Source organism: Gandjariella thermophila (assembly GCF_005405885.1).
GTDB classification, from domain to species: Bacteria; Actinomycetota; Actinomycetes; order Mycobacteriales; family Pseudonocardiaceae; genus Gandjariella; species Gandjariella thermophila.
In genome coordinates this window covers 64615-84707 of record NZ_BJFL01000023.1, presented here as the reverse complement: position 1 = coordinate 84707, position 20093 = coordinate 64615, and the positions used below count along the sequence as shown (strand labels likewise).

19 protein-coding genes are annotated in these 20093 nt (G+C 72.4%); 12 read left to right on the top strand and 7 right to left on the bottom strand.

Annotation, left to right across the window (positions count from 1 at the left end; genetic code table 11):
- Nucleotides 1–103: 103 nt before the first annotated feature.
- The 5 genes from FFT21_RS19680 to FFT21_RS19660 all read left to right on the top strand — a co-directional run bounded on the left by FFT21_RS19680 (nucleotide 104) and on the right by FFT21_RS19660 (nucleotide 4613).
- The gene (locus FFT21_RS19680) at nucleotides 104–775 is read left to right on the top strand and encodes a DUF429 domain-containing protein (protein ID WP_137815378.1); all 672 of its coding nucleotides are present in this window, start codon (nucleotides 104–106) and stop codon (nucleotides 773–775) included.
- A 416-nt stretch (nucleotides 776–1191) separates the two neighbouring features.
- A complete protein-coding gene (locus FFT21_RS19675) occupies nucleotides 1192–2025 on the top strand; it encodes an MBL fold metallo-hydrolase (protein WP_137815377.1) in 834 nt (277 codons plus the stop codon).
- A gap of 268 nt (nucleotides 2026–2293) precedes the next feature.
- Nucleotides 2294–2800 carry a ferric reductase-like transmembrane domain-containing protein gene (locus FFT21_RS19670; protein ID WP_225978569.1) on the top strand — a complete coding sequence of 169 codons (507 nt, stop codon included), beginning with the start codon at nucleotides 2294–2296 and terminating at the stop codon, nucleotides 2798–2800.
- Nucleotides 2797–3021, top strand: a complete 225-nt coding sequence (locus FFT21_RS19665) for a ferredoxin (RefSeq protein ID WP_137815376.1) — start codon at nucleotides 2797–2799, stop codon at nucleotides 3019–3021. The genes FFT21_RS19670 and FFT21_RS19665 overlap by 4 nt, the downstream gene beginning before the upstream one ends.
- A complete protein-coding gene (locus FFT21_RS19660; RefSeq protein ID WP_225978568.1) occupies nucleotides 3018–4613 on the top strand; it encodes an NAD(P)/FAD-dependent oxidoreductase in 1596 nt (531 codons plus the stop codon). Before FFT21_RS19665 ends, FFT21_RS19660 begins: the two co-directional genes overlap by 4 nt.
- A 78-nt stretch (nucleotides 4614–4691) precedes the next feature.
- Here FFT21_RS19660 and FFT21_RS19655 read toward each other — a convergent pair whose 3' ends face one another.
- Nucleotides 4692–5324: a mycothiol-dependent nitroreductase Rv2466c family protein gene (locus FFT21_RS19655; protein ID WP_137815375.1), complete on the bottom strand. Its 633-nt coding sequence runs from the start codon at nucleotides 5322–5324 to the stop codon at nucleotides 4692–4694.
- Nucleotides 5325–5513: 189 nt separating this feature from the next.
- On the opposite strand from FFT21_RS19655, the gene pepN reads away from it, so the two are divergent.
- Nucleotides 5514–8078, top strand: a complete 2565-nt coding sequence (gene pepN, locus FFT21_RS19650; protein ID WP_137815374.1) for an aminopeptidase N — start codon at nucleotides 5514–5516, stop codon at nucleotides 8076–8078.
- A 123-nt stretch (nucleotides 8079–8201) separates the two neighbouring features.
- Nucleotides 8202–9074, top strand: coding sequence for a response regulator (locus FFT21_RS19645; protein ID WP_137815373.1), 873 nt, complete (start codon nucleotides 8202–8204; stop codon nucleotides 9072–9074).
- 416 nt (nucleotides 9075–9490) lie between these two features.
- Here FFT21_RS19645 and FFT21_RS19640 read toward each other — a convergent pair whose 3' ends face one another.
- The 3 genes from FFT21_RS19640 to FFT21_RS19630 form a co-directional block, all read right to left on the bottom strand.
- Nucleotides 9491–10003: a DUF5130 family protein gene (locus FFT21_RS19640; protein WP_225978567.1), complete on the bottom strand. Its 513-nt coding sequence runs from the start codon at nucleotides 10001–10003 to the stop codon at nucleotides 9491–9493.
- A complete protein-coding gene (gene ctaJ, locus FFT21_RS19635) occupies nucleotides 9990–10268 on the bottom strand; it encodes an aa3-type cytochrome oxidase subunit CtaJ (protein ID WP_137815372.1) in 279 nt (92 codons plus the stop codon). The genes FFT21_RS19640 and ctaJ overlap by 14 nt, the downstream gene beginning before the upstream one ends.
- A gap of 73 nt (nucleotides 10269–10341) precedes the next feature.
- Nucleotides 10342–11568, bottom strand: a complete 1227-nt coding sequence (locus FFT21_RS19630) for an MFS transporter (protein WP_192909642.1) — start codon at nucleotides 11566–11568, stop codon at nucleotides 10342–10344.
- Nucleotides 11569–11927: 359 nt separating this feature from the next.
- Between FFT21_RS19630 and FFT21_RS29870 the strand changes: the two genes are divergently transcribed.
- A complete protein-coding gene (locus FFT21_RS29870; protein ID WP_225978566.1) occupies nucleotides 11928–12821 on the top strand; it encodes a hypothetical protein in 894 nt (297 codons plus the stop codon).
- Nucleotide 12822: 1 nt separating this feature from the next.
- Here the strand turns inward: FFT21_RS29870 and FFT21_RS19615 are convergent, their stop codons facing one another.
- Entirely contained in the window at nucleotides 12823–13476 is a 654-nt protein-coding gene (locus FFT21_RS19615; RefSeq protein WP_371856834.1) for an HNH endonuclease, read from the bottom strand.
- Between the two features lie 155 nt (nucleotides 13477–13631).
- Here FFT21_RS19615 and FFT21_RS19610 point away from each other — a divergent pair, with 155 nt between their 5' ends.
- The 4 genes from FFT21_RS19610 (at nucleotide 13632) to FFT21_RS19595 (ending at nucleotide 18909) form a co-directional block, all read left to right on the top strand.
- Nucleotides 13632–15749 (top strand): prolyl oligopeptidase family serine peptidase, encoded by a 2118-nt coding sequence (locus FFT21_RS19610; RefSeq protein ID WP_137815369.1) that lies wholly within the window; start codon nucleotides 13632–13634, stop codon nucleotides 15747–15749.
- Nucleotides 15750–15814: 65 nt separating this feature from the next.
- Nucleotides 15815–16786 (top strand): mechanosensitive ion channel family protein, encoded by a 972-nt coding sequence (locus FFT21_RS19605; RefSeq protein WP_225978571.1) that lies wholly within the window; start codon nucleotides 15815–15817, stop codon nucleotides 16784–16786.
- A gap of 50 nt (nucleotides 16787–16836) precedes the next feature.
- Nucleotides 16837–17235, top strand: a complete 399-nt coding sequence (locus FFT21_RS19600; RefSeq protein ID WP_371856833.1) for a globin — start codon at nucleotides 16837–16839, stop codon at nucleotides 17233–17235.
- A 96-nt stretch (nucleotides 17236–17331) separates the two neighbouring features.
- The gene (locus FFT21_RS19595) at nucleotides 17332–18909 is read left to right on the top strand and encodes a glycoside hydrolase family 13 protein (protein WP_137815367.1); all 1578 of its coding nucleotides are present in this window, start codon (nucleotides 17332–17334) and stop codon (nucleotides 18907–18909) included.
- Between the two features lie 84 nt (nucleotides 18910–18993).
- Here the strand turns inward: FFT21_RS19595 and FFT21_RS19590 are convergent, their stop codons facing one another.
- Both FFT21_RS19590 and FFT21_RS19585 read right to left on the bottom strand, forming a co-directional pair.
- Nucleotides 18994–19638, bottom strand: a complete 645-nt coding sequence (locus tag FFT21_RS19590; protein ID WP_137815366.1) for a DUF8185 domain-containing protein — start codon at nucleotides 19636–19638, stop codon at nucleotides 18994–18996.
- On the bottom strand, nucleotides 19631–20056 hold the full coding sequence (locus FFT21_RS19585; protein ID WP_137815365.1) for an acyl-CoA thioesterase: 426 nt from the start codon (nucleotides 20054–20056) through the stop codon (nucleotides 19631–19633). Before FFT21_RS19585 ends, FFT21_RS19590 begins: the two co-directional genes overlap by 8 nt.
- Between the last annotated feature and the right edge of the window lie 37 nt (nucleotides 20057–20093).

The following is a 20093-nucleotide window of genomic DNA, read 5'->3' as shown; positions in this document are numbered from 1 at the left end:
GCAGCCCGCCGCCGCACCGGTACCGGCACGCCGGAGGGGGTTCCGACCCCGCCGGGACCGCGGGCGCGCCCGGGCCGCCGAACGCGGGACGACGAGGTGAGCGATGACGGCCGTGGCCGGGGTGGACGGCATGCGCGGCGGGTGGGTGGTGGCCGTGGTGCACGCCGCCGACCGGGTGGTGTGGCACGCGGTGCCGGACGCCGCGACGGCACTGGCCCGCACCGCGGACTGTGCCGCGGTCGGCGTGGACGTGCCGATCGGGCTGCCCGAGCACGGCCGGCGGGACTGCGACGTGGCCGCCGCCCGCCGGTTGGGCGCCGCCCGCTCCTCGGTGTTCCCCGCCCCGGTGCGCGCGGTGCTCGCCGTCGCCGATCATGCCGAGGCAAGCGAGCTGGCCAGAGCGGTGGACGGGCGGGCGATCAGCAGGCAGACCTGGAACCTGGTGCCCAAGATCGCGGAGTGGGCACGGGTGCTGTCCTCGGACGAGCGGCGGATCGTGGAGGTGCATCCGGAACTGTCGTTCCGGGCGATGGCCCCTCGGATGTCCTTCGCGGCCAAGCGCACCGCCCGCGGCGCCGGCCAGCGGTTGGCCGCGCTGCGCGGCTTCGTGGACCCCGCGCTGACCCTTGCCGACCTACCCGCCGGCCCGGCGCTGGACGACGCGCTGGATGCGCTGGCCGCCGCCTGGTCCGCCCACCGCTGGGCGGCCGGCACCGCCGAGGTGCTCGGCGGTACCCGCGCGCCCGACGGCACCTCGATGCGGATCGTGATCTGACAGTGACAGCCGGTCCGGACGTGGACTGAGCCGCGACGCTGATCTTGGGAACACGCCGAGGTGTAGCCCCTGCGATCGTGCGGGCGGCGCGAGCCACCAGGACAACCCGGGGCGTGCCATGTCACTTGCGAGCCCCGGCGACACGATCGCGGCGCGCGTTCAGGAACAGGCATCGCGGCGCATGTGCGCCGAGCAGGACGTGTGACGGCGCGGTGAACCGATCGGCGGGGTTCGTGCGAAGAACAGGAGTGGCGCAACGAGGCGACACGCGATCGAAGGAGAATGCACGAATGGGCGACGTGACAGCCTGTTCCAGGACCGGACCGACCTGCGATGACGAGCACGGGAACGCGCCGCGGCGAAGCCCCGAGATCGCGGCGCGCGTTCCGGGACAAGCACCGAGGTGAGGTGGGCGAGTGGCGGGACGATGGGTCGAGGTCGGGGACCGGGTACTGGTCCGCCGGTACCGCGAACTCGACCTCTCGGTGGGCCTGGTGCTCGGCGACGGCGCATGCCTGGTGGTGGACACCCGCGGCGATGCGGCCCAGGGTGCGGAGTGGGCCGGCGCGATCCGCACGGTCACCGCCGACCCGTGGACCGTGGTGCTCACCCACGCCCACTTCGACCACTGCTTCGGCACGGAGGCGTTCCTGCCGTGCCCGGTGTGGGCGCAACGGGGCTGCCGTGCCGAACTCGCCGCGACCGCGGCGGAGCAACGGCGGGTCTGGGCCGAGCACTACCGGCGCACCGGGCAGCCGGAGACCGCCGCCCGGCTGGCCGAGGTGGAGCCGGTGCTGCCGGAGCGCGCGGTCGCCGAGCGCGGCGAACTGACCCTCGGCGCGCGGCGGGTGGTGCTGGCACATTTCGGTCCCGGGCACACCAACCACGACCTGGTGGTGCACGTGCCGGACGCGTCCGTGACGTTCGCCGGCGACCTGGTCGAGCACGGCGCGCCGCCGGATTTCTCCGACGCCGATCCGCTGGCCTGGCCGGCCGCACTGGACGGCGTGCTGGAATTCGGCGCGGCGGTGGTGGTGCCCGGCCACGGCGAGCCGACCGGGACGGAATTCGTCGCCGCCCAGCGCGCGGAGGTGGCCGAATTGGCCGCGCTGTGCCGGGCGGTGGCCGAAGGCCGGGTGCGGCCTGGCGAGGCGGTGCGCCGCTCGCCCTTCCCGGAGGCCACCACGCGGACCGCTATTGCCCGGACACCCACTCAGAGCGAGCCCATACCGGGACAGACCTGGCAGTAATCACCGTTCGGCGCTAACGACATTGGTCCGAACAGGCGATAGCCGCCTAGCCGATCAACGACAAACTGTTACTGAACAGGGACAAAAGCGAGACCCTGTCCCCCAGTGGGCCCCCGACCACTGGGCTGAACAGCCGATATGACAAAACCCCGATCCCCAAGTTCCGGAGACGCCCGTGCTGCATCAAACAGTGCAGTTCACTGCCGCCATCTCCGCCCATGACCAAGGCCTTCGACAGGCTGCCCAGGTCGCGGCCAGAAGCTCGTACGTGCTGAGCCTGCTCACCCTCATCTGGGGTGCGCTGGTCAGCACCGGGTGGGTGGAAAGACTCACCGGCAGGCAGGCCATGCGGTCGAGCCACATGATGCTGGCCACCCTCGCGGTAGGCTTCGGCGCCCTGCACTTCCTGGCGTTCCTGTACGCGCAGGACCAGAATTTCACCCTCTTCACGCTGCTCTTCCCCGCCTCCCCGGACGGGACGCTGCGCTGGACCTTCGGGATCATCGGTTGGGAGCTGATGCTCGCCATCCTGATCTCCACCGGCGTCGTGCGGTTCATGATTTACCGGCGCTGGCTGTGGCTGCACCGACTGGCATACCCGGCGGTCGGTCTGATCGTGCTCCATTCCCTGTTCGGCGCGATTCAGAACGGGCACCTGTCGATCGTGTGGTTCGGCGGTCTCACCGTGCTCGTCCCAGCCCTGCTGATCACTGCCCTGCGGATCGTGCCGCCGCGGGTGCTCACCAAGGCCGGTCTCGTTGAGGAGGAGATGTGAGGCATCGCCGCCGCGAAGCCGAGATCAGGATCAGCGTCAACAACCGGCGCTGCCATCGCTACGGGTTCTGTGTCATGGAGGCGCCGGACGTCTTCTGGCTCGTCGAGGACGGGCAGTTGCGCTTCGACTCGCGCCCCGACATCACCCGACGCGACCAGGCGCGCATGGCCGCGCGCATCTGCCCCATGCAGGCCATCGGCATCCAGGAGCGCGCCAAATGACAGACCTCGACCCGATGCTGTCCCGAGCCTCCGCCGACGCGGCGGCCGCGAGCCCCGAGCGGATCGTCATCGTCGGCGCCGGCCTCGCCGGCCTGCGCGCCGCCGAGCGGCTGCGCGAGCTGAACTTCACCGGTGAACTGGTCATCATCGGTGCGGAGCGGCACCAGCCGTACCACCGGCCGGCGCTGTCCAAGCAGTTGCTGCTCGGCGAGTTGCGCCCGAGCGACCTGCTCTTCGAGAGCTACGTGGAGCTGGACGCGCAGTGGCGGCTGAACACGCCCGTGTACCAGGTGGACACCTCGCGCCGGATGCTGCACCTGCCGGGCGGCGAGGAGATGCGCTACGACGGTCTGGTGATCGCCACCGGCGTGGAGCCCAGACACCTGGCTGGCTCCCCCCGGCACGATTCCCGCGTGGTGCAGCTGCGCACCCTGGACGACGCCGCCCAGCTGCGCCGCCAGCTCCGCCACGGGGACGGGCCAGTGGTGGTCATCGGCGGCGGGTTCACCGCCTGCGAGGTGGCCTCCACCGTGCGCCAGATGGGCCGGGCGGCGACGATCGCGTCCCGCTCGCCGGTTCTGATGGGCAGGGCGTTGGGCCAGAAACTCGGCAGGTCCCTGGCCGAGCTGCACCGCGCCAACGGGGTGGACGTGCACCTCGGCGTCAAGGTGCTGAACTGGTTCCGGGAGAGCTGGGGCATGGCGCTGCACCTCTCCGACGGGCACCTGGTGCTCGCCGACGCCGTGGTGCTCGCGGTGGGCAGCGTGCCGGCCACGGCCTGGCTGCGCGGCTCCGGGCTGGCCCTGGAGGACGGTGTGCTGTGCGGGCCGACCTGCCACGCCGTCGGCGCCAACGACGTGGTGGCCTGCGGCGACGTGGCCCGCTGGCCGAACCTGCGCTTCGACAGCACGCCGCGGCGGGTGGAGCACTGGACCAACGCCGTCGAGATGGGCCGGCACGCGGCGGAGAGCCTGCTCGCCGGGCAGCGCAGCGCCCGCCCGTACACCCCGCTGCCGCGGTTCTGGACCGAGCAGCACAAGACCCGGCTGCAGGGCTCGGGCCTGCCCGCGCTGGGTGACGACACGGTGCGGCTGGCCGGTGCCGCCGAAGACGGCGGCGGCGGGCTGGTCGGGTACGTCAAGGACGGCCGGCTGGTTGGCGTGGTGGGCCGAGAGGCCCCGCGGGCCATGGTCCGCTGGACGGCGGAACTGGAGGAGCAGCTGCGCCGCACCGCGACCCGCGCCCCGGGGCGCGAGCGGATCACCACCACCCAGCGGACCGCCGAGCGCAGCAGCGCCAACCTGCGCGGACCGGCAGCGGACCGCACCAGCGGCCCGCTGCGCACCCCGGACGGCGAGCGCAGCAGCGGCGCGCTGCGCCCGGTCGGCGCCGAGCGCAGCGGCCCGTACCTGCGCGCGGTGGGCGCCGAGCGCAGCCGACCGAACCTGCGCGCCGTGGGCGCCGAGCGCAGCAGCCCCAACCTGCGCAGCGTGGACCCCGGCCCGGCCTCGGAACAGGAGATGCCGCCGGTGGACCGCACCCGGCTGGCCGCGTGGGAGTTCAGCAGGGACGGGGCCAGGGCGATGAACTAGGGCGGAGCCCGGGAATCGCGGAAGGAGCATCGGGCGGGCCGGCGCCACGTCGGCCCGCCCGATGCCTGTGCCCGCTGGTCAGGAGAAGTCCAGCTCGCCGGTGCGGGTGCGCTTGAGTTCGAAGAAGTACGGGTACCGGGCCAGCGCCAGGGCGCCGTCGAAGATCTGTCCGGCCTCCTCGCCGCGCGGGATCTTGGTCAGCACCGGGCCGAAGAACGCCACCCCGTCCACGTGGATCGTGGGCGTGCCGACGTCCAGGCCCACCGGATCCATGCCCGCGTGGTGGCTGGCCCGCAACTCCTCGTCGTACTCGGTGGACTCGGCGGCCCGGGCCAGCTCGGCGGGCAGGCCGACATCGGCCAGCGCCTGCTCGATGGCCGAGCCGAAGTCCTTGTTCCCCTCGTTGTGGATGCGGGTACCCAGCGCCGTGTACAGGGCGGGAAGCACGTCCTCACCGTGGTGCTTGGCGGCGGCGATGCACACGCGTACCGGTCCCCACCCCCGGGACAGCAGCTCCTGGTACCGCTCCGGCAGGTTGTCCCGGCCCTCGTTGAGCACGGACAGGCTCATCACGTGGAACCGCAGGTCGATGTCGCGCACCTGGGCCACCTCGAGAATCCAGCGTGAGGTGATCCAGGCGAACGGGCAGATCGGGTCGAACCAGAAGTCGACACGGGCCGGGTGCTTCGTGGTCTCTCCAGCGGTGGTCACGGGCGCTCTCCAGTCGGTTGACGGGCACGGGCGCCGCCGTTCGGACGCCCATTCCTGCCAACCACCGCGGCCCGTCTACTCTTCCCGAGCACGATCTTGGTCGAGCTACGGCGATCATTGCACGCGTCGTGGTTGGATGCGACGGTCCGTGTTCGAAACGAATGTCGAAGCCGACAGATGAGGTGATCAGTGGCCGCGCCGAACCTCACCCGTGACCAGGCCCAGCAACGCGCCGCGTCGCTGGAGGTGGTGTCCTACCAGATCGACCTGGACCTCACCGACGGCCAGGGGGGCCCTGGTGAGGGGACGTTTCGCTCGGTGACCCGGATCCGCTTCCGGTGCCGTCAGCCGGGCATCTCGAGCTGGGTGGATCTGGTGGCCGCGCGGGTGGATCGGGCGGTCCTCAACGGCACGGAGCTGGACGTCTCCGGCTACCGCGAGGAGGACGGCATCCCCCTGCCAGAGCTCGCCGAGGACAACGAACTGGTGGTGTCCGCGGACTGCCGGTATATGACCACCGGCGAGGGGTTGCACCGCTTCGTCGACCCGGTGGACGGCGGCGTCTACCTGTACTCGCAGTTCGAGACGGCGGACGCGAAGCGGATGTTCGCCTGCTTCGACCAGCCCGACCTCAAGGCCAGCTACGACGTGACGGTGACCGCGCCCGCGGCGTGGGAGGTCGTGTCCAACGCGGCCGCCGAGGTCACCGAGACGCTGCCCGGCGGCGCGGTGCGACACGTCTTCGGCACCGCCGGCCCAATGTCCACCTACCTGGTGGCACTGGTCGCCGGGCCGTACGCGAAGTGGCAGGACGCCTACACCGACGACGAGGGCACCATCCCGCTGGGCATCTACTGCCGGGCGTCGCTGGCCGAGTACATGGACGCCGAGCGGCTGTTCACCCAGACCAAGCAGGGCTTCGGCTTCTACCACCGGGCGTTCGGGGTGCGCTACCCGTTCGGCAAGTACGACCAGTGCTTCGTGCCCGAGTTCAACGCCGGCGCGATGGAGAACGCGGGTTGCGTCACCTTCCTGGAGGACTACGTCTTCCGCAGCCGGGTCACCCGCTACCTGTACGAGCGGCGTTGCGAGACGCTGCTGCACGAGATGGCGCACATGTGGTTCGGCGATCTGGTCACCATGCGCTGGTGGGACGACCTGTGGCTGAACGAGTCGTTCGCCACCTGGGCCAGCGTGCTCGCCCAGGTGGAAGTGACCGAGTTCCGGCACGCCTGGACCACGTTCGCCAACGTGGAGAAGTCCTGGGCGTACCGGCAGGACCAGCTCCCGTCCACCCATCCGGTGGCCGCCGACATCCCCGACCTGCAGGCCGTGGAGGTCAACTTCGACGGCATCACCTACGCCAAGGGCGCCAGCGTGCTCAAGCAACTGGTCGCCTACGTGGGGCTGGAGAACTTCCTGTCCGGACTGCGGATCTACTTCGCCAAGCACTCCTGGGCGAACGCCACGCTGAACGACCTGCTCGCCGCCCTGGAGCAGGCGTCGGGCCGGGACCTGTCCTGGTGGAGCGCGCAGTGGCTGCAGACCACCGGGCTGAACATGCTGCGGCCGAAGTTCGCCGTGGACGAGCGGAACCGGTTCACCGAGTTCGCCGTGCTGCAGGGGCCGGCCCGGCCGGGCGCCGGGGAGCTGCGCACCCACCGGCTGGCCGTCGGCGTGTACGACGACGACCCGGCCACCGGCAGGCTGGTCCGCACCCACCGGGTGGAGCTGGACGTCACCGGCGAGCGCACCGACGTGCCGGACCTGGTCGGCGTGTCCCGGGGCAAGCTGGTGCTGGTCAACGACGACGACCTGACCTACTGCACGATGCGGCTGGACAACGACTCGCTGGCGGTGCTGATCGACCGGATCGCCGACATCACCGAGTCGCTGCCGCGCACGCTGTGCTGGTCGGCGGCCTGGGAGATGACCCGCGAGGCCGAGCTGAAGGCGCGCGACTTCGTCAACCTGGTGCTCGGCGGTATCCAGGCGGAGACCGAGGTCGGCGTGGTGCAGCGGCTGCTGCTGCAGACCCAGACCGCGCTCGCCTCCTACACCGACCCGGCCTGGCAGGCCGAGGGCTGGCGGCGGTTCACCACCCGGCTGTTCGAGCTGGCCGAATCGGCCCCGGCCGGCTCGGACCACCAGCTCGCCTTCGTCAACGTGCTGGCCGAGTCGGTGCTCTCCGAGGATCAGCTCGCCGTGGTGCGGGGCTGGCTGGACGGCTCCACACCGCTGTCCGGGTTGGTTGTGGACACCGACCTGCGCTGGCGGCTGCTGCACGCGCTGGCCGCGCACGGCAAGGCCGGCGAAGAGGAGATCCAGCGGGAGCTGGAGCGCGACCCCACGGCGACCGGCCGGCGCCGGGCCGAGCGGGCGCGGGCGCTGCGGCCCACACCGGAGGCCAAGGCCGAGGCGTGGCAGCGCGCGGTGCACGACGACGGGCTGGCCAACGCGGTGATGGAGGCGATCATCTCGGGCATTCCGCACCCGGGTCAGAAGGCACTGCTCGCGCCATACGTGGACCGCTACTTCGCGGATGTGGCCGGGGTGTGGCAGCGGCGGTCCAGCGAGCACGCGCAGCCGGTGGTGGTCGGGCTGTTCCCGGCGTGGGCGGTGGAACCGGCCACGGTGGCGGCCGCGGACCGGTGGCTGGAAGGCGACCACCCGCCGGCGCTGCGCCGGCTGGTGCTGGAGGGCCGCGCCGGCATCGTCCGGGCGCTGGCCGCGCAGGAGTTCGACCGCTCGTGAGCCGCGCGTGGCCCGGGGTGGTGTGCCGGCGTCACCCCACCCGGGCCACGCGCGGTCAGGCTTCCGGGTGAGCCGGGTCGGATCGGCCCGCACGGGAGGGCCGAGCGGCCATACCCTGCGGCCGTGGCCGACACGATCTCGGCGGTGAGCAGCCTGCTCTGGCCGCTCCTCGCGCTGGTGGCAGTCCTGTCGTTCCACCGACCACTGGGCCGGCTGCTGGACCCGGTCAGGCGGCGCAGGATCACGCTGGAGGTCGGTGGCCAGGAGCTCTCCCTGAGCGAGCTGATTAAGGAGCAGGGCCGGCTGGTCGCCGACCTGCAGGAGCAGGTGGTGGTGCTGCGCCGCGAACTGGAGGCGCTGGCCACCTACGGCGCGACCCGGCTGCCCGCCGAGCCGGGTGCGCCGCCGATACCGCCGACCGCCGACGGGCCGGCCCTGGTGCCGCACCAGCCCAGCGGGTCCAGCGTGGAGGAGCACCAGCCGGCGGCGAGCCCGGAACCGCCCAGCCGCCCCGGCACCCCACCGGCCGAGGAGATGCTGATCCGGCGGGGCATCAACTGGGTGACCCGCCGGCGCCGGTGGGCGTTCAGCCGGCGGGCCAGGTCCGCCGAGTTCGGCGTGGAGCCGTTCGGCGTGCTGTGGGTGGACGACAACCCGAAGAGCTTCGCGCTGCTCGCCGACCAGTTGCACGACCGCGGCATCCGGGTGGACGTGGCGACCACCACCAGCCAGGCGCTGGAACGGCTCGGCGAGCGCCGGTACCGGGCGGTGATCACCGATATGAGCCGCGCCGAGGGCAACGGCGTGGTGCCGGACGCGGGTGTGCGGCTGATCCGGCAGGTGCGCAGGGCGGACGAGGCCACCCCGGTGCTCGTCTACACCAACGAGCAGGCCGCCCGGCACTTCGGCTCCGAGGCGGTGGACGCCGGCGCCGACGCGGTCACCACCTCGGCGGTCGGCCTCACCGAACGCTTCCGCGAACTCGGCCTGCTCTGACAGCCTGTTCCGGGAACCGGACCGACCCGGCGATGACGAGTGTGGGAACGCGCCAGGCCGAAGCCCCGCGATCGCGGGGGGCGGGGCGCCTGACACGACCGGATTGCCGGGTCCCGATCGCGCCCCGGCGACGCGATCGCGGCGCGCGTTCCGGAACAGGCACTGACGTGGTTGCCGTCTCGCAGGTCGGCTCTCGCTGCACGAGATGACCGAGATCGACGCGGCCCTCCGTGTGGTACTCGGCCTGCGCTGACCGGGCCACCGCGCGGACCCCGCTTCCCTCGGTACCGCTCACCTTCGTCCGCGGCGGCAGGGCGCGGCTTCGCCGTCGGCGAGCAGCAGGCTGATGGCCGCAGAGGCGTGCAACCGCAGGACACCGCCGCACCCGCCGGCTGCCTGCGGCCAGCCCGCGCGAGTCAGTGGCGCGGCGGGGAGCCGGCCTGGTCGGTGAGCATGCGCAGGCCACCGATCAGGCCACCGAACAGGTCGCCCTCCTTGAACGAGGCCACCATGCTCATCACGGCCAGCTTGCAGCCGCGGTCGGCCAGCCGGCGGTGGGACTCCTCGCCGGTGACCACCTCGACCACCCGCTGGCCCGGGGACACCGCGATCAGCACGGCGTGCGGGGCCCGCTCGCCGGTGGCGGCGTGCAGGTTCTCCGCGGTGGCCCTGGTGTCCTCGCCGAGGTCGCCGAGGTAGACGCTGAAGTCCAGCCCGGTGGTCCGGGTGGCGAGGGTGAGCGCCTCGTCCAACCGGGTGAGCTGGCCGGGGCTGAACGGCACCCTCGGCTTGCTGAGCACCACGCGCCGGGCGATGGACACCCGGCCGGTCGGCATCACCACCTCGCCGTTGCCCAGTTGCCGCTGCGCGGTCGAGGGCTCGCCGCCCGCGCCGGATCCTTCCTGCTTCGCGACGTCACCAGCTACCACGGGCACCTCCCCGGGCGGTCGGGGCCGGCGCGCCGGCCCTGTCGTTGTCGGTGTGCTCGGCGCCTTCTCCCGCACGGGACAGCGCCTCGGGGGCGCTCGCCGCGGCCGGGTCCGCGCTCCACCACAGCGGCGGGTACTCCCACGGCTGGCCCGGCCGGTACCGCGGGGTCTGGGTGAACTTCGGCCACAGCGTCAACAGCATGATCACGCCGTAGATGCCCAGCGGGATCAGCGCGAAGACGGAAACGGTCTCCACGACGGTCACGGCGGTACGGTAGCCGATACGGCCCACTGACCGGCCAGGGCGGGGCCGTGGACTCCCGTGGTCCGTTCGAGGATCACGCGCCGGACGGGGTTCGGGGAACGCCCACCGGGCGGCTCAGCGGCCGGGCCAGCACCACCGCGGTCACCGCGATGACGGCCCCGGCGACGACGAACACCGTGCCCAGCGAGGTGGCGACGGCCAGCGGCCCGGCTACGCCGGCGCCCAGCGGCATCAGCCCCCACGCGAACAGCCGGTACGAACTGGTGACCCGGCCCATCATCGACCCGGGCGTGAGCCGCTGCCGGCGGGTCGCGGACAGCACGTTCCACGCGCCGGCGGCGAACCCCACCACCGCGTACGCGCCCCACACCGCCCCCGCCCGCGGCACCATGCCCACCACGAGGTACCCGCCGGCCAGCAGCAGCAGCGCGCCGACCAGCACCCGCCCCTCACCCGCGGCGCGGACCATGCGGGGAGCCGCCGTCGCGGCGGCCAGCGTGCCCAGCGACATGACCACCCACAGCGTGGGCACCACGGCGGCGGGCACGGCCAGGTCGCGCAGCGCGTACAGCGGGATCACCGCGTTGGCCGCGCTCACCCCGAACGCGGCGGCCGCCACGGCGGTCAGCAGCACCCGCAGCGGGCTGCTGCGCAGCAGGTGAGCGCCGCCCCGCACGACCTCCTCGCGCAGCGTCGCCAGCACGGCCCTGCCGGCGGCCGACGGCGCCTCGCGGGCGGGCACGACGTCCGGGAGCCCGGCGACCAGCACCGCCGCCACCACGAAGGACAGCGTGTCCAGCGCGAAGCACGCCGCCGGGTGCCAGAGGAACAGCGCCGAGGCGGCGAGCGGGCCACCGAGATCGAGGCCGACCGTCTCGGCCGTGACGAAACGGCCGTTCGCTCGTTCCAGTTCCGTCGGCCCCGCCAGGCCGACCAGCAGCGACTGTGACGCCGAGTCGGCGAATGTCTCGGCCGAGGTCAGCAGGAAGGCAACCGCCACGAGTAGCGTCACGCCCGCATGTCCGGTGACCACCGCGGCGGTCAGCGCCGCGGTCGCCACCGCGCGCACCGCGTGGGCGACGACGACGACCCGCCTCGGCCGCCACCGGTCGACGAGCGCGCCCGCTGGCAGCGCCACCGCGAGCCAGGGCAGCACCTCGGCCACGGCCACCGCCGATACGGCCAACGGGCTACCCGTGTTCACCGCCGTGAACAGCGGCAGGGCGGCCACCCGCACCCCGTCACCGAGAAGGGAAACCAGCCACGCTCCCGTCAGCCGGCGAAATGCGGGAGTATGCACACCTCGTCGGTCTCTACCAGCAGAAACGGATACCTTGCCCCCCGGCCCGCCACTCACCTGGTTTTCCTTTCTCTTTGCAAATTTTCCCCCGCCGAACGGCTGCGGTCAGTCATCAACCCGAACCGTTCGGTACTCATCGACGCTACCCGGAGTGCTCGTCGCAGGTGTCGCCATCACGGAGTGCTACACGAAGAGATCACGTACTGCGGCCGAACGGCCCCGGCCCGGACGGCGGCAAATGGCGGCCGGATTGGCGGCTTGTTCCGTGGGGGCCGACATCCTAGCTTTTCACCTGTCCGGACCTTGCGTAGTCGAGAAGTCCCCTTAACAGCACGTGAACCGCTTCTGGAGGACACGCCATGCTCACGTCCCTTACCCCTGCTCGGGTTACGTCGATCGTCCGTTCGGGTTACATCCGTTCGGCATGGAGTGGCCATGGCCGTACCCCGGCGAGCACTGCTCCAGATGCCGTCGCGGGCACCCGGATCACCGGCGGGACGCGCATCACCCAGCGTGAAGGCACCCGGATCACCGCCCACCCGGGCACGCGGATCACGGCCTTCGACGGCACCCGGATCACCGCGGGAACCCGCATCACCGCCCGCGAAGGGACCAGGATCACGGCCACCTCCGGCACCCGAATCACCGACGGCACCCGCATCACCGCCGGAACCCGGATCACCGCTGCCGACGGCACGCGAATCACGGCGCACGAGGGCACGCGCATCACCGCCGGAACCCGCATCACCGCACACGAGGGCACCCGCATCACGGCAAACCACGGCACCCGGATCACCGCACACCAGGGCACCCGAATCACCGCCGGAACCCGCATCACCGCACACCAGGGCACCCGGATTACCGCCGTCAATGGCACTCGGATTACCGCGGGCACCCGGATCACGGCGCACGAAGGCACCCAAATCACGACCCAGGACGGCACGCGGATCACCTGCCGCACGGGAACCCGGATCACCGCGGGAACCCGCATCACCGCCGCCGAGGGAACGCGAATCACCGCACACGAGGGCACGCGCATCACCGCCGGAACCCGCATCACCGCCGGAACCCGCATCACCGCACACGAGGACACCCGGATTACCGCCGTCAATGGCACTCGGATTACCGCGGGCACCCGGATCACGGCGCACGAAGGCACTCGCATCACGGCCAGCGAGGGAACCAGGATCACGGCCGGCACGCGGATCACCCGGGGCGGACTGACCCGTGCCCAGCTTGCGCTGGCGGCCTGAATCAGGCGGCGGGCTCGCCCAGGTAGGGCAGCCACAGCGGGTCGGTGTCGGTGATGCCGGCGAGCAGCCGCCAGTGCGGCCCACGGGGTGCGGTCGGCACCACGCGCAACCGCCAGCCCAACTCGGAGAGCAGCTTGTCGGCCTTGCGGTGGTTGCACCTGGCGCAGCTCGCCACGCAGTTCTGCCAGGTGTGCTGGCCACCCCGGCTCCGGGGCACGACGTGGTCGATGGTCTCCGCCCGACCCCCGCAGTAGGCGCACCGGTACCGGTCGCGGTGCATCAGCGCGGCTCGGGTGAGCGGCGGCCGGCCGCGGTAGGGCACCCGCACGTAGCTGCTCAGCCGGATGACCGAGGGCACCACGACGCTGGTGGTGGCCGAGTGCAGGGTCAGCCCGGCGGGGTCGTCGTGCACGACCTCGGCCTTGCCGCAGACCACCAGCACCACCGCACGGCGCAGCGGCAGCGCGGTGAGCGGTTCGAACGTGGTGTTGAGCAGGAGTACCCGCCGCCGACCCCAGGGAGGTGACCCGGATGCGGTCGCCTTATCCTGGGCGATCATCGTCGGCGCATGTGCCGACAGCGGGTTGGAGCACACAACAACCTGCGGCGCCACCGTCATGGGGGCGCCGATCGGGGTCGGTTGATGGTCGGGCACGCAACCACCTCCACCGGTGCCTGACATAGTCGACCACAAAACACGCCTCGAACGCACGTGTGATGCGGGACGTGTCACCTCTACGACACCTCTCTGCCACCACGGATTGCGCAGGGTAACCGCACATTCCGTGGTGGAGTCGCTAATGTCGTGCCGTGACCCAGGCCCCGACCCCGACCCTGAGCTACCCTGCCGCCCCGCGCCTCGACCTGGTCGACGAGCTGCACGGGCGGCCGGTGCCCGACCCCTACCGGTGGCTGGAGGACGCCGGAGACCCGCGCACCCGGGAGTGGTCGGCGGCCCAGGACGGGCTGGCCAGGTCGTGGCTGGACGCGCTGCCCGGCCGGGCGGCGCTGGGCGACCGGCTGCGGGACATGCTGCGCGCCGGGTCCACCATGGCTCCGGCGTGGCGCGCCGGCCGGGCGTTCTTCCGCCGCCGCGGCCCGGACCAGGAGCACCCCGTGCTGTACGTCCGGGAGGGCGACGCCGAGCGCGTTGTGTTGGACGTCACAGCACTGGATCCGACCGGGCAGACCACGCTGGACGGCTGGGCGCCCAGCCCAGACGGGCGGCTGCTGGCCTACCGGCTGTCCACCGGCGGTGACGAGGAGTCGTCGCTGTCCGTGTTGGACGTGGACACCGGCGAGGTGCTCGAGGGGCCGATCGACCGGTGCCGGGTCAGCCCGGTCGCCTGGCTGCCGGACGGTTCCGGCTTCTACTACGTGCGCCAACTTCCGCCGGACGAGATACCGCCCGGCGAGGAGATGCTGCACCGCCGGGTGTGGCGGCACGCGCTGGGCACCGATCCGGACACCGACGCACTGGTGCACGGCGACGGTCTGGACCCGACCAACTACTACGGGATCGACCTGTCCACCGACGGGCGGTGGCTGGTCGTCACCGCGCGTCCCGGGACCGCGCCCCGGCAGGCGGTGTGGCTGGCCGACCTGCACGGCGACGGCACCCTGCGCGAGCTGATCGGCCAGGACGCCGGCGCGTACTGCCACACCTGGGTGGAGCGGGACGGCCGGCTGTACCTGCTCACCACGCTCGGCGCGCCCCGCTACCGGCTGTGCGTGGCCGACCCGGAGCACCCGGAGCCGGAGCACTGGACCGAGCTGATCGCCGAGGAGCCGGACTCGGTGCTGGACGCGGTGCGCTGGCTGGACGGCGGCGAGCACGGGCCCCGGTTGGTCGCGCTGCGCACCCGGCACGCGGTGTCCGAGGTGCACCTGCACGACCCGGGGTCCGGCCGGCGGCTGGACCGGGTTCCGCTGCCCGGCACGGGTTCCGTCGTCGGGCTGTCCACTGTAGACGACCGCACGGAGGCGGGGCGGGACACCGTGTGGCTCGGCTGGACCGACTTCGTCACCCCGCCGTGCGTGCACCGGTTCTCCCTCGCCGAGCGGCGCACCGAACTGGTCGAGGCCGCTCCCGGCGCGGTCGCACTCCCCGACATCAACACCCGCCAGGTGGCCTACCCGTCCGCGGACGGCACCACCGTGCGGATGTTCCTGATCTCCCGCACCGGCCGGCCGGACGTGCCGCGGCCCACCCTGCTCACCGGCTACGGCGGCTTCTCGATCAGCCGCGAGCCCGGCTACTCGGCCAGCACGCTGGCCTGGGTGGAGGCCGGCGGGGTGTGGGCGGTCGCCTCGCTGCGCGGCGGCGGCGAGGAGGGCGAGGAGTGGCACCGGGCCGGCATGCGCGAGCGCAAGCAGAACGTGTTCAACGACTTCCACGCGGCCGCCCGCCACCTGGTCGACACGGGCTGGACCACGCCGGACCGGCTGGCCATCATGGGCGGGTCGAACGGCGGGCTGCTGGTCGGCGCGGCGCTGACCCAGCGGCCCGAGCTATACCGCGCGGTGGTGTGCTCGGCTCCGCTGCTGGACATGGTGCGCTACGAGCGGTTCCTGCTCGGCCGCATCTGGAATGACGAGTACGGCACCGCGGATGACCCGGAGGAGCTGGGTTGGCTGCTGTCCTACTCGCCGTACCATCACGTCCGCGACCGGGTGGCCTACCCGGCCGTGCTGTTCACCGTGTTCGAGTCGGACACCCGGGTGGACCCGTGCCACGCCAGGAAGATGTGCGCGGCGTTGCAGCACGCCACCGCCGCCGACGTCACCACGTCCCCGGTGCTGATCCGCCGGGAAACCGAGGTCGGGCACGGCGCTCGCGCGGTCAGCCGTACCGTTGACCTCGCCGTCGACCAGCTCGGCTTCCTCGCTCACGCGACCGGACTCGACCTGGAGGTGCTCCCCCGGTGATTGACCTCCCGAGAGACCCGTTGGGCAATCCCCAACTGGCCGCTCAGTGGCTCGCCGACAACTGGCTGAACATCCTGCTCGGTCTCGGCAAGATCGCCGGCAATATCGCGATCATCGTGGTCGTCGCCTTTGTGGTGCGCTACCTCACCCACCGGGCGATCGACCGGTTCACCCGGGGCGCGAGCGAGGACCGGGTGCCGATGCTGCTGCGGCCGCTGCGCGAGCGGGCGCCGGAGGCGCTGGGGCCGCTGATCTCCGAGCGGCGCGCGCAGCGGGCCAGGACGATCGGCTCGGTGCTGAAGTCGCTCACCTCGTTCGTGGTCTACGGGCTGGCCTTCATCGAGGCGCTCCGTGAGCTGGGCATCGACCTCGGGCCGATCCTGGCCTCGGTCGGGGTGGTCGGCGTCGCGCTCGGCTTCGGCGCGCAGAACCTGGTCAAGGACTTCATCTCCGGCGTGTTCATGATGCTGGAGGACCAGTACGGTGTCGGCGACGTGGTCGACCTCGGCCCGGCCAAGGGCACCATCGAGTCGGTGGGCCTGCGGGTGACCACCCTGCGGGACATCAACGGCACCGTCTGGTACGTGCGCAACGGCACCGTGCAGCGGGTGGGCAACTCCAGCCAGGGCTTCGCGTTCGCGGTGGTGGACGTGCCGCTGGCGTACTCGGTCAACCTGGAGAAGGCCAACCACGTCCTCGGCACCGTGGCCGAGCAGGCCAGCCGGGACGAGGACCTGGCCAAGGACGTGATCGAGCCGGCCGAGGTGCTGGGCGTGGAGAAGGTCACCGCGGAGAGCATCACGCTGCGGCTCACCGCCAAGGTGCGACCCGGCCGGCAGTGGGCGGTGCAGCGCAAGCTGCGCGCCCGGATCATGGCGGCGCTGGACGAGGCTGGGATCGAGCCGCCGCTGGGCCGGCCACCCCTGCTCAACGGTTCCTCGTCGGCGGCCACCCCGGCGGTGCCCGCCGCGCCGGCCGGTGGGGCACCGGCCGAGGAGGAAGAGGACGACATGGAGTCGCTGCAGCCCGGGCACTGACCAGGCGCTCCCGCGCCCCGGATGGCAGCCCGCACGCGCGATGAGCCAGGATGGAAAACGTGGGTATGCCGCAGAACCGCAGCCTGTACGAGGCCGTCGGCGGGGAGGAGACGTTCCGGCGGATCGTCGCCCGCTTCTACGCCGAGGTGGCCAGGGACGAGGTGCTCCGGCCGCTGTATCCGGGCGAGGACCTCGGTCCGGCGGAGGACAAGCTGCGCTGGTTCCTCATGCAGTACTGGGGCGGCCCGCACACCTACGGCGAGCGGCGCGGCCATCCCCGGCTGCGCATGCGGCACGCCCCGTTCAAGATCGGGCCGATCGAGCGGGACGCGTGGCTACGCTGCATGCGCATCGCGGTGGACGAGGAGCGGCTGCCCGAGCCGTACCGGACGCAACTCTGGCAGTACCTCGAGATGGCCGCGCACAGCCTGATGAACTCGCTGGAATGAGCCCTGGTCTACCTGGTGTAGCGCGCCGCAGTGGTGTTCACCTCGATCTTGCCGGGTTGACCAAAGTGTCCCTTCTCGGTGGCAGGATGGGCCTTCGTGCGACGCTCCGCCGACATCCGAGACGAGATCGCCGGGGGCCCGGCCTGGTGGCGTGACGCGGTCTTCTACCAGGTCTATGTCCGGTCCTTCGCCGACTCCGACGGGGACGGGGTCGGCGATCTCGACGGGTTGCGCTCCCGGCTGGGCTACCTGGAGCTACTCGGCGTCAACGCGCTCCGGTTGACCCCGTTCTACCGGTCGCCGATGGCGGACCACGGTTACGACGTGGCCGATCCCCGGGACGTGGACCCGGTGTTCGGCAACCTGGCCGCGTTCGACCGGCTGGTCGACGAGGCGCACGCGCGGGACATGCGGATCACCGTCGACCTGGTGCCCAACCACACCAGCGACCGGCACCCGTGGTTCCAGCGGGCGCTGCGCGCCGCACCGGGCAGTCCGGACCGGGACCGCTACGTGTTCCGCGACGGCCGGGGCCGCGGCGGCGCGCTGCCGCCCAACAACTGGACCAGCCTCTTCGGCGGGCCGGCGTGGAGCAGGGTCGCCGACGGCCAGTGGTACCTGCACCTGTTCGCGCCCGAGCAGCCGGACCTGAACTGGGACAACCCCGAGGTCCGCGCCGACCTGGCGCACACCCTGCGGTTCTGGTTGGACCGCGGGGTGGACGGGTTCCGCATCGACGTGGCGCACGGAATGTCCAAACCGGACGATCTGCCGGACATGGATCTCGCGGCGCCGGCGGCCGGGAACGGCGACCCGCGCTTCGACCACGACGGCGTGCATCACATCCACCGGATGATCCGCGAGGTGCTGGACGAGTACCCGGGCCGGGTCGTGGTCGGTGAGCTGCGGGTGCGGGACGAGGAGCGGTTCGCCCGCTACCTGCGCCCGGACGAGCTGCACCTGGGCGTCAACTTTCAGCTGCTGGAGGCCGACTTCGACGCGGACTCGGTGCGCGGCTCCATCGAACGCACGCTGGACGCGGTCGCCCGGGTGGGCGCGGCGCCCGCCTGGACGCTGTCCAACCACGACGTGGTGCGGCACGTTTCCCGGTACGGCGACGGCGCGGTGGGTCAGCGGCGGGCCCGGGCGATGGCGCTGGTCCAGCTCGCGTTGCCGGGCACGGTGTACCTCTACAACGGCGAGGAACTCGGCCTGCCCAACGTGGAGTTGCCGGACTGGGCGTTGCAGGACCCGATCTGGGAGCGCTCCGGGCGGGCCTGGCGCGGCCGGGACGGCTGCCGGGTGCCGCTGCCGTGGGAGGGGCACGCTCCGCCGTTCGGGTTCTCCACCGGCCCGCACAGCTGGCTGCCGGTGCCGCACGAGTGGGCCCGGCTGACCGTCGAGGCGCAGCTGGAGGACCCGGACTCGATGCTGTCGCTGTACCGCCAGGCGATCGAGCTGCGCCGGACCCATCCGGCGTTCGTCGGCACCGGGGTGGAGTGGTACGGCGCCCCGCCGGGGTGCTTCGCGTTCCGCCGCCGTGGCGGCGGCCTGATCTGCGCGCTCAACACCTCCGGTACCGCTGTGCCGCTGCCGCCCGGTGAGCTGCTACTGGCCAGTGGCCCGGTGGCCGGCGAGGAACTGCCCCCGGACACCGCCGCCTGGCTGGCCTGATGCCCACCCCCCAGATTCCCGTTCAGCCCGCTGAATGCGGTCTGAAGGGCGCCCGAAACCCCCGTTCAGCCTGCTGAATGCGGGTCAGGTCAGCAGCGGCAGCAGCGCGTGCCGGCGGCGGACCACCGCACCGTAGCGGGCGTCCATCCGCAGCCACGCGTCCGTCGCGCTGACCCGGACCACCTCGTCCGCCTCTCCCTGGCCGACGAAACCCATCCCGGACAGGGCGAACAGGCAGCGCAGCGGCACCTTGACGGCCAGCCCGCCGCCGGACACGGTGAGCACCTCCTGATCCAGCAGCGAGGCCGGCGGCGTGCCCTGCGGACCGGTGTTCTCCCTGGCCACCGCGATGCCCCGGTCGGCGAGGTCGGAGACCACCGGCGCGGGCAGCGTGTCCACCGGCTGCCACCCGGAGAGCGGCGGCAGCGCGGACCGCCACAGGATGTCCCGCGCCGGGCCGGGGTCCACCCGGTCCCCGCGCATCACGGTGAGGCCGGCCAGCAGCTCGTTGCCGGACACGGTCACGTCCGGCGGACTCACCCGGCCGGCCACGGTCCTGGTGACCAGGGCGTCGAACGGCGTCGCCACCCACGCCTCGACCAGGTACCCCTCCCCGGCCTCCCGGTTGCGCAGCCGCACCGCGGCCAGCGCGTCCAGCCGCACCGCGCGGGCCACGAACGCGCCCAGATCGTCCCGCTCGGCGCGGTCGGCGAAGACCAGCTCAGGCACTTCTGCTCCCGGCCCGCCAGCCGGCCAGGAAGTCCCGCTCGGCGTCGGTCAGCCTGCGCGGCCGCGCGGAGTCCACGTTGTACGGCACCATCAGCGTCTCCGCGTTGACCGCGACCGGGCCGGCCGGGTCCGCGCGGACCGCGTAGTCCAGCGTGAACGAGGCCGCGCGCAGGTCGCGCACGGAGATCTCCACCCGCACGTCGCCGCCGGTGTACACCAGCGGCGCGTGGTAGTCCACGGCCAGCCGGGCCACCACCATGCCGCGCATCATGCCGTCGGCGTGCCGCCGCGCCGCCTCGTCGCCCAGCAGCGCGATCCGCGCCTCCTCCAGCAGGGTCACCGTCCGCGCGTGGTTGACGTGGCCGAACGCGTCCATGTCCGACCAGCGCGGCCGCACCGCGGTGACGAACACACCCACTCCGCCAGTGCCTCCCGTCGTCTTGCCGGTCAGTGCC

What these genes read in the sequence shown, in the direction of transcription:
- FFT21_RS19600 (WP_371856833.1), top strand. Translation starts at nt 16,837, where the DNA reads ATGGAAAACGTGGGTATGCCGCAGAACCGCAGCCTGTACGAGGCCGTC.
- FFT21_RS19680 (WP_137815378.1), top strand. Translation starts at nt 104, where the DNA reads ATGACGGCCGTGGCCGGGGTGGACGGCATGCGCGGCGGGTGGGTGGTG.
- FFT21_RS19660 (WP_225978568.1), top strand. Translation starts at nt 3,018, where the DNA reads ATGACAGACCTCGACCCGATGCTGTCCCGAGCCTCCGCCGACGCGGCG.
- FFT21_RS29870 (WP_225978566.1), top strand. Translation starts at nt 11,928, where the DNA reads ATGCTCACGTCCCTTACCCCTGCTCGGGTTACGTCGATCGTCCGTTCG.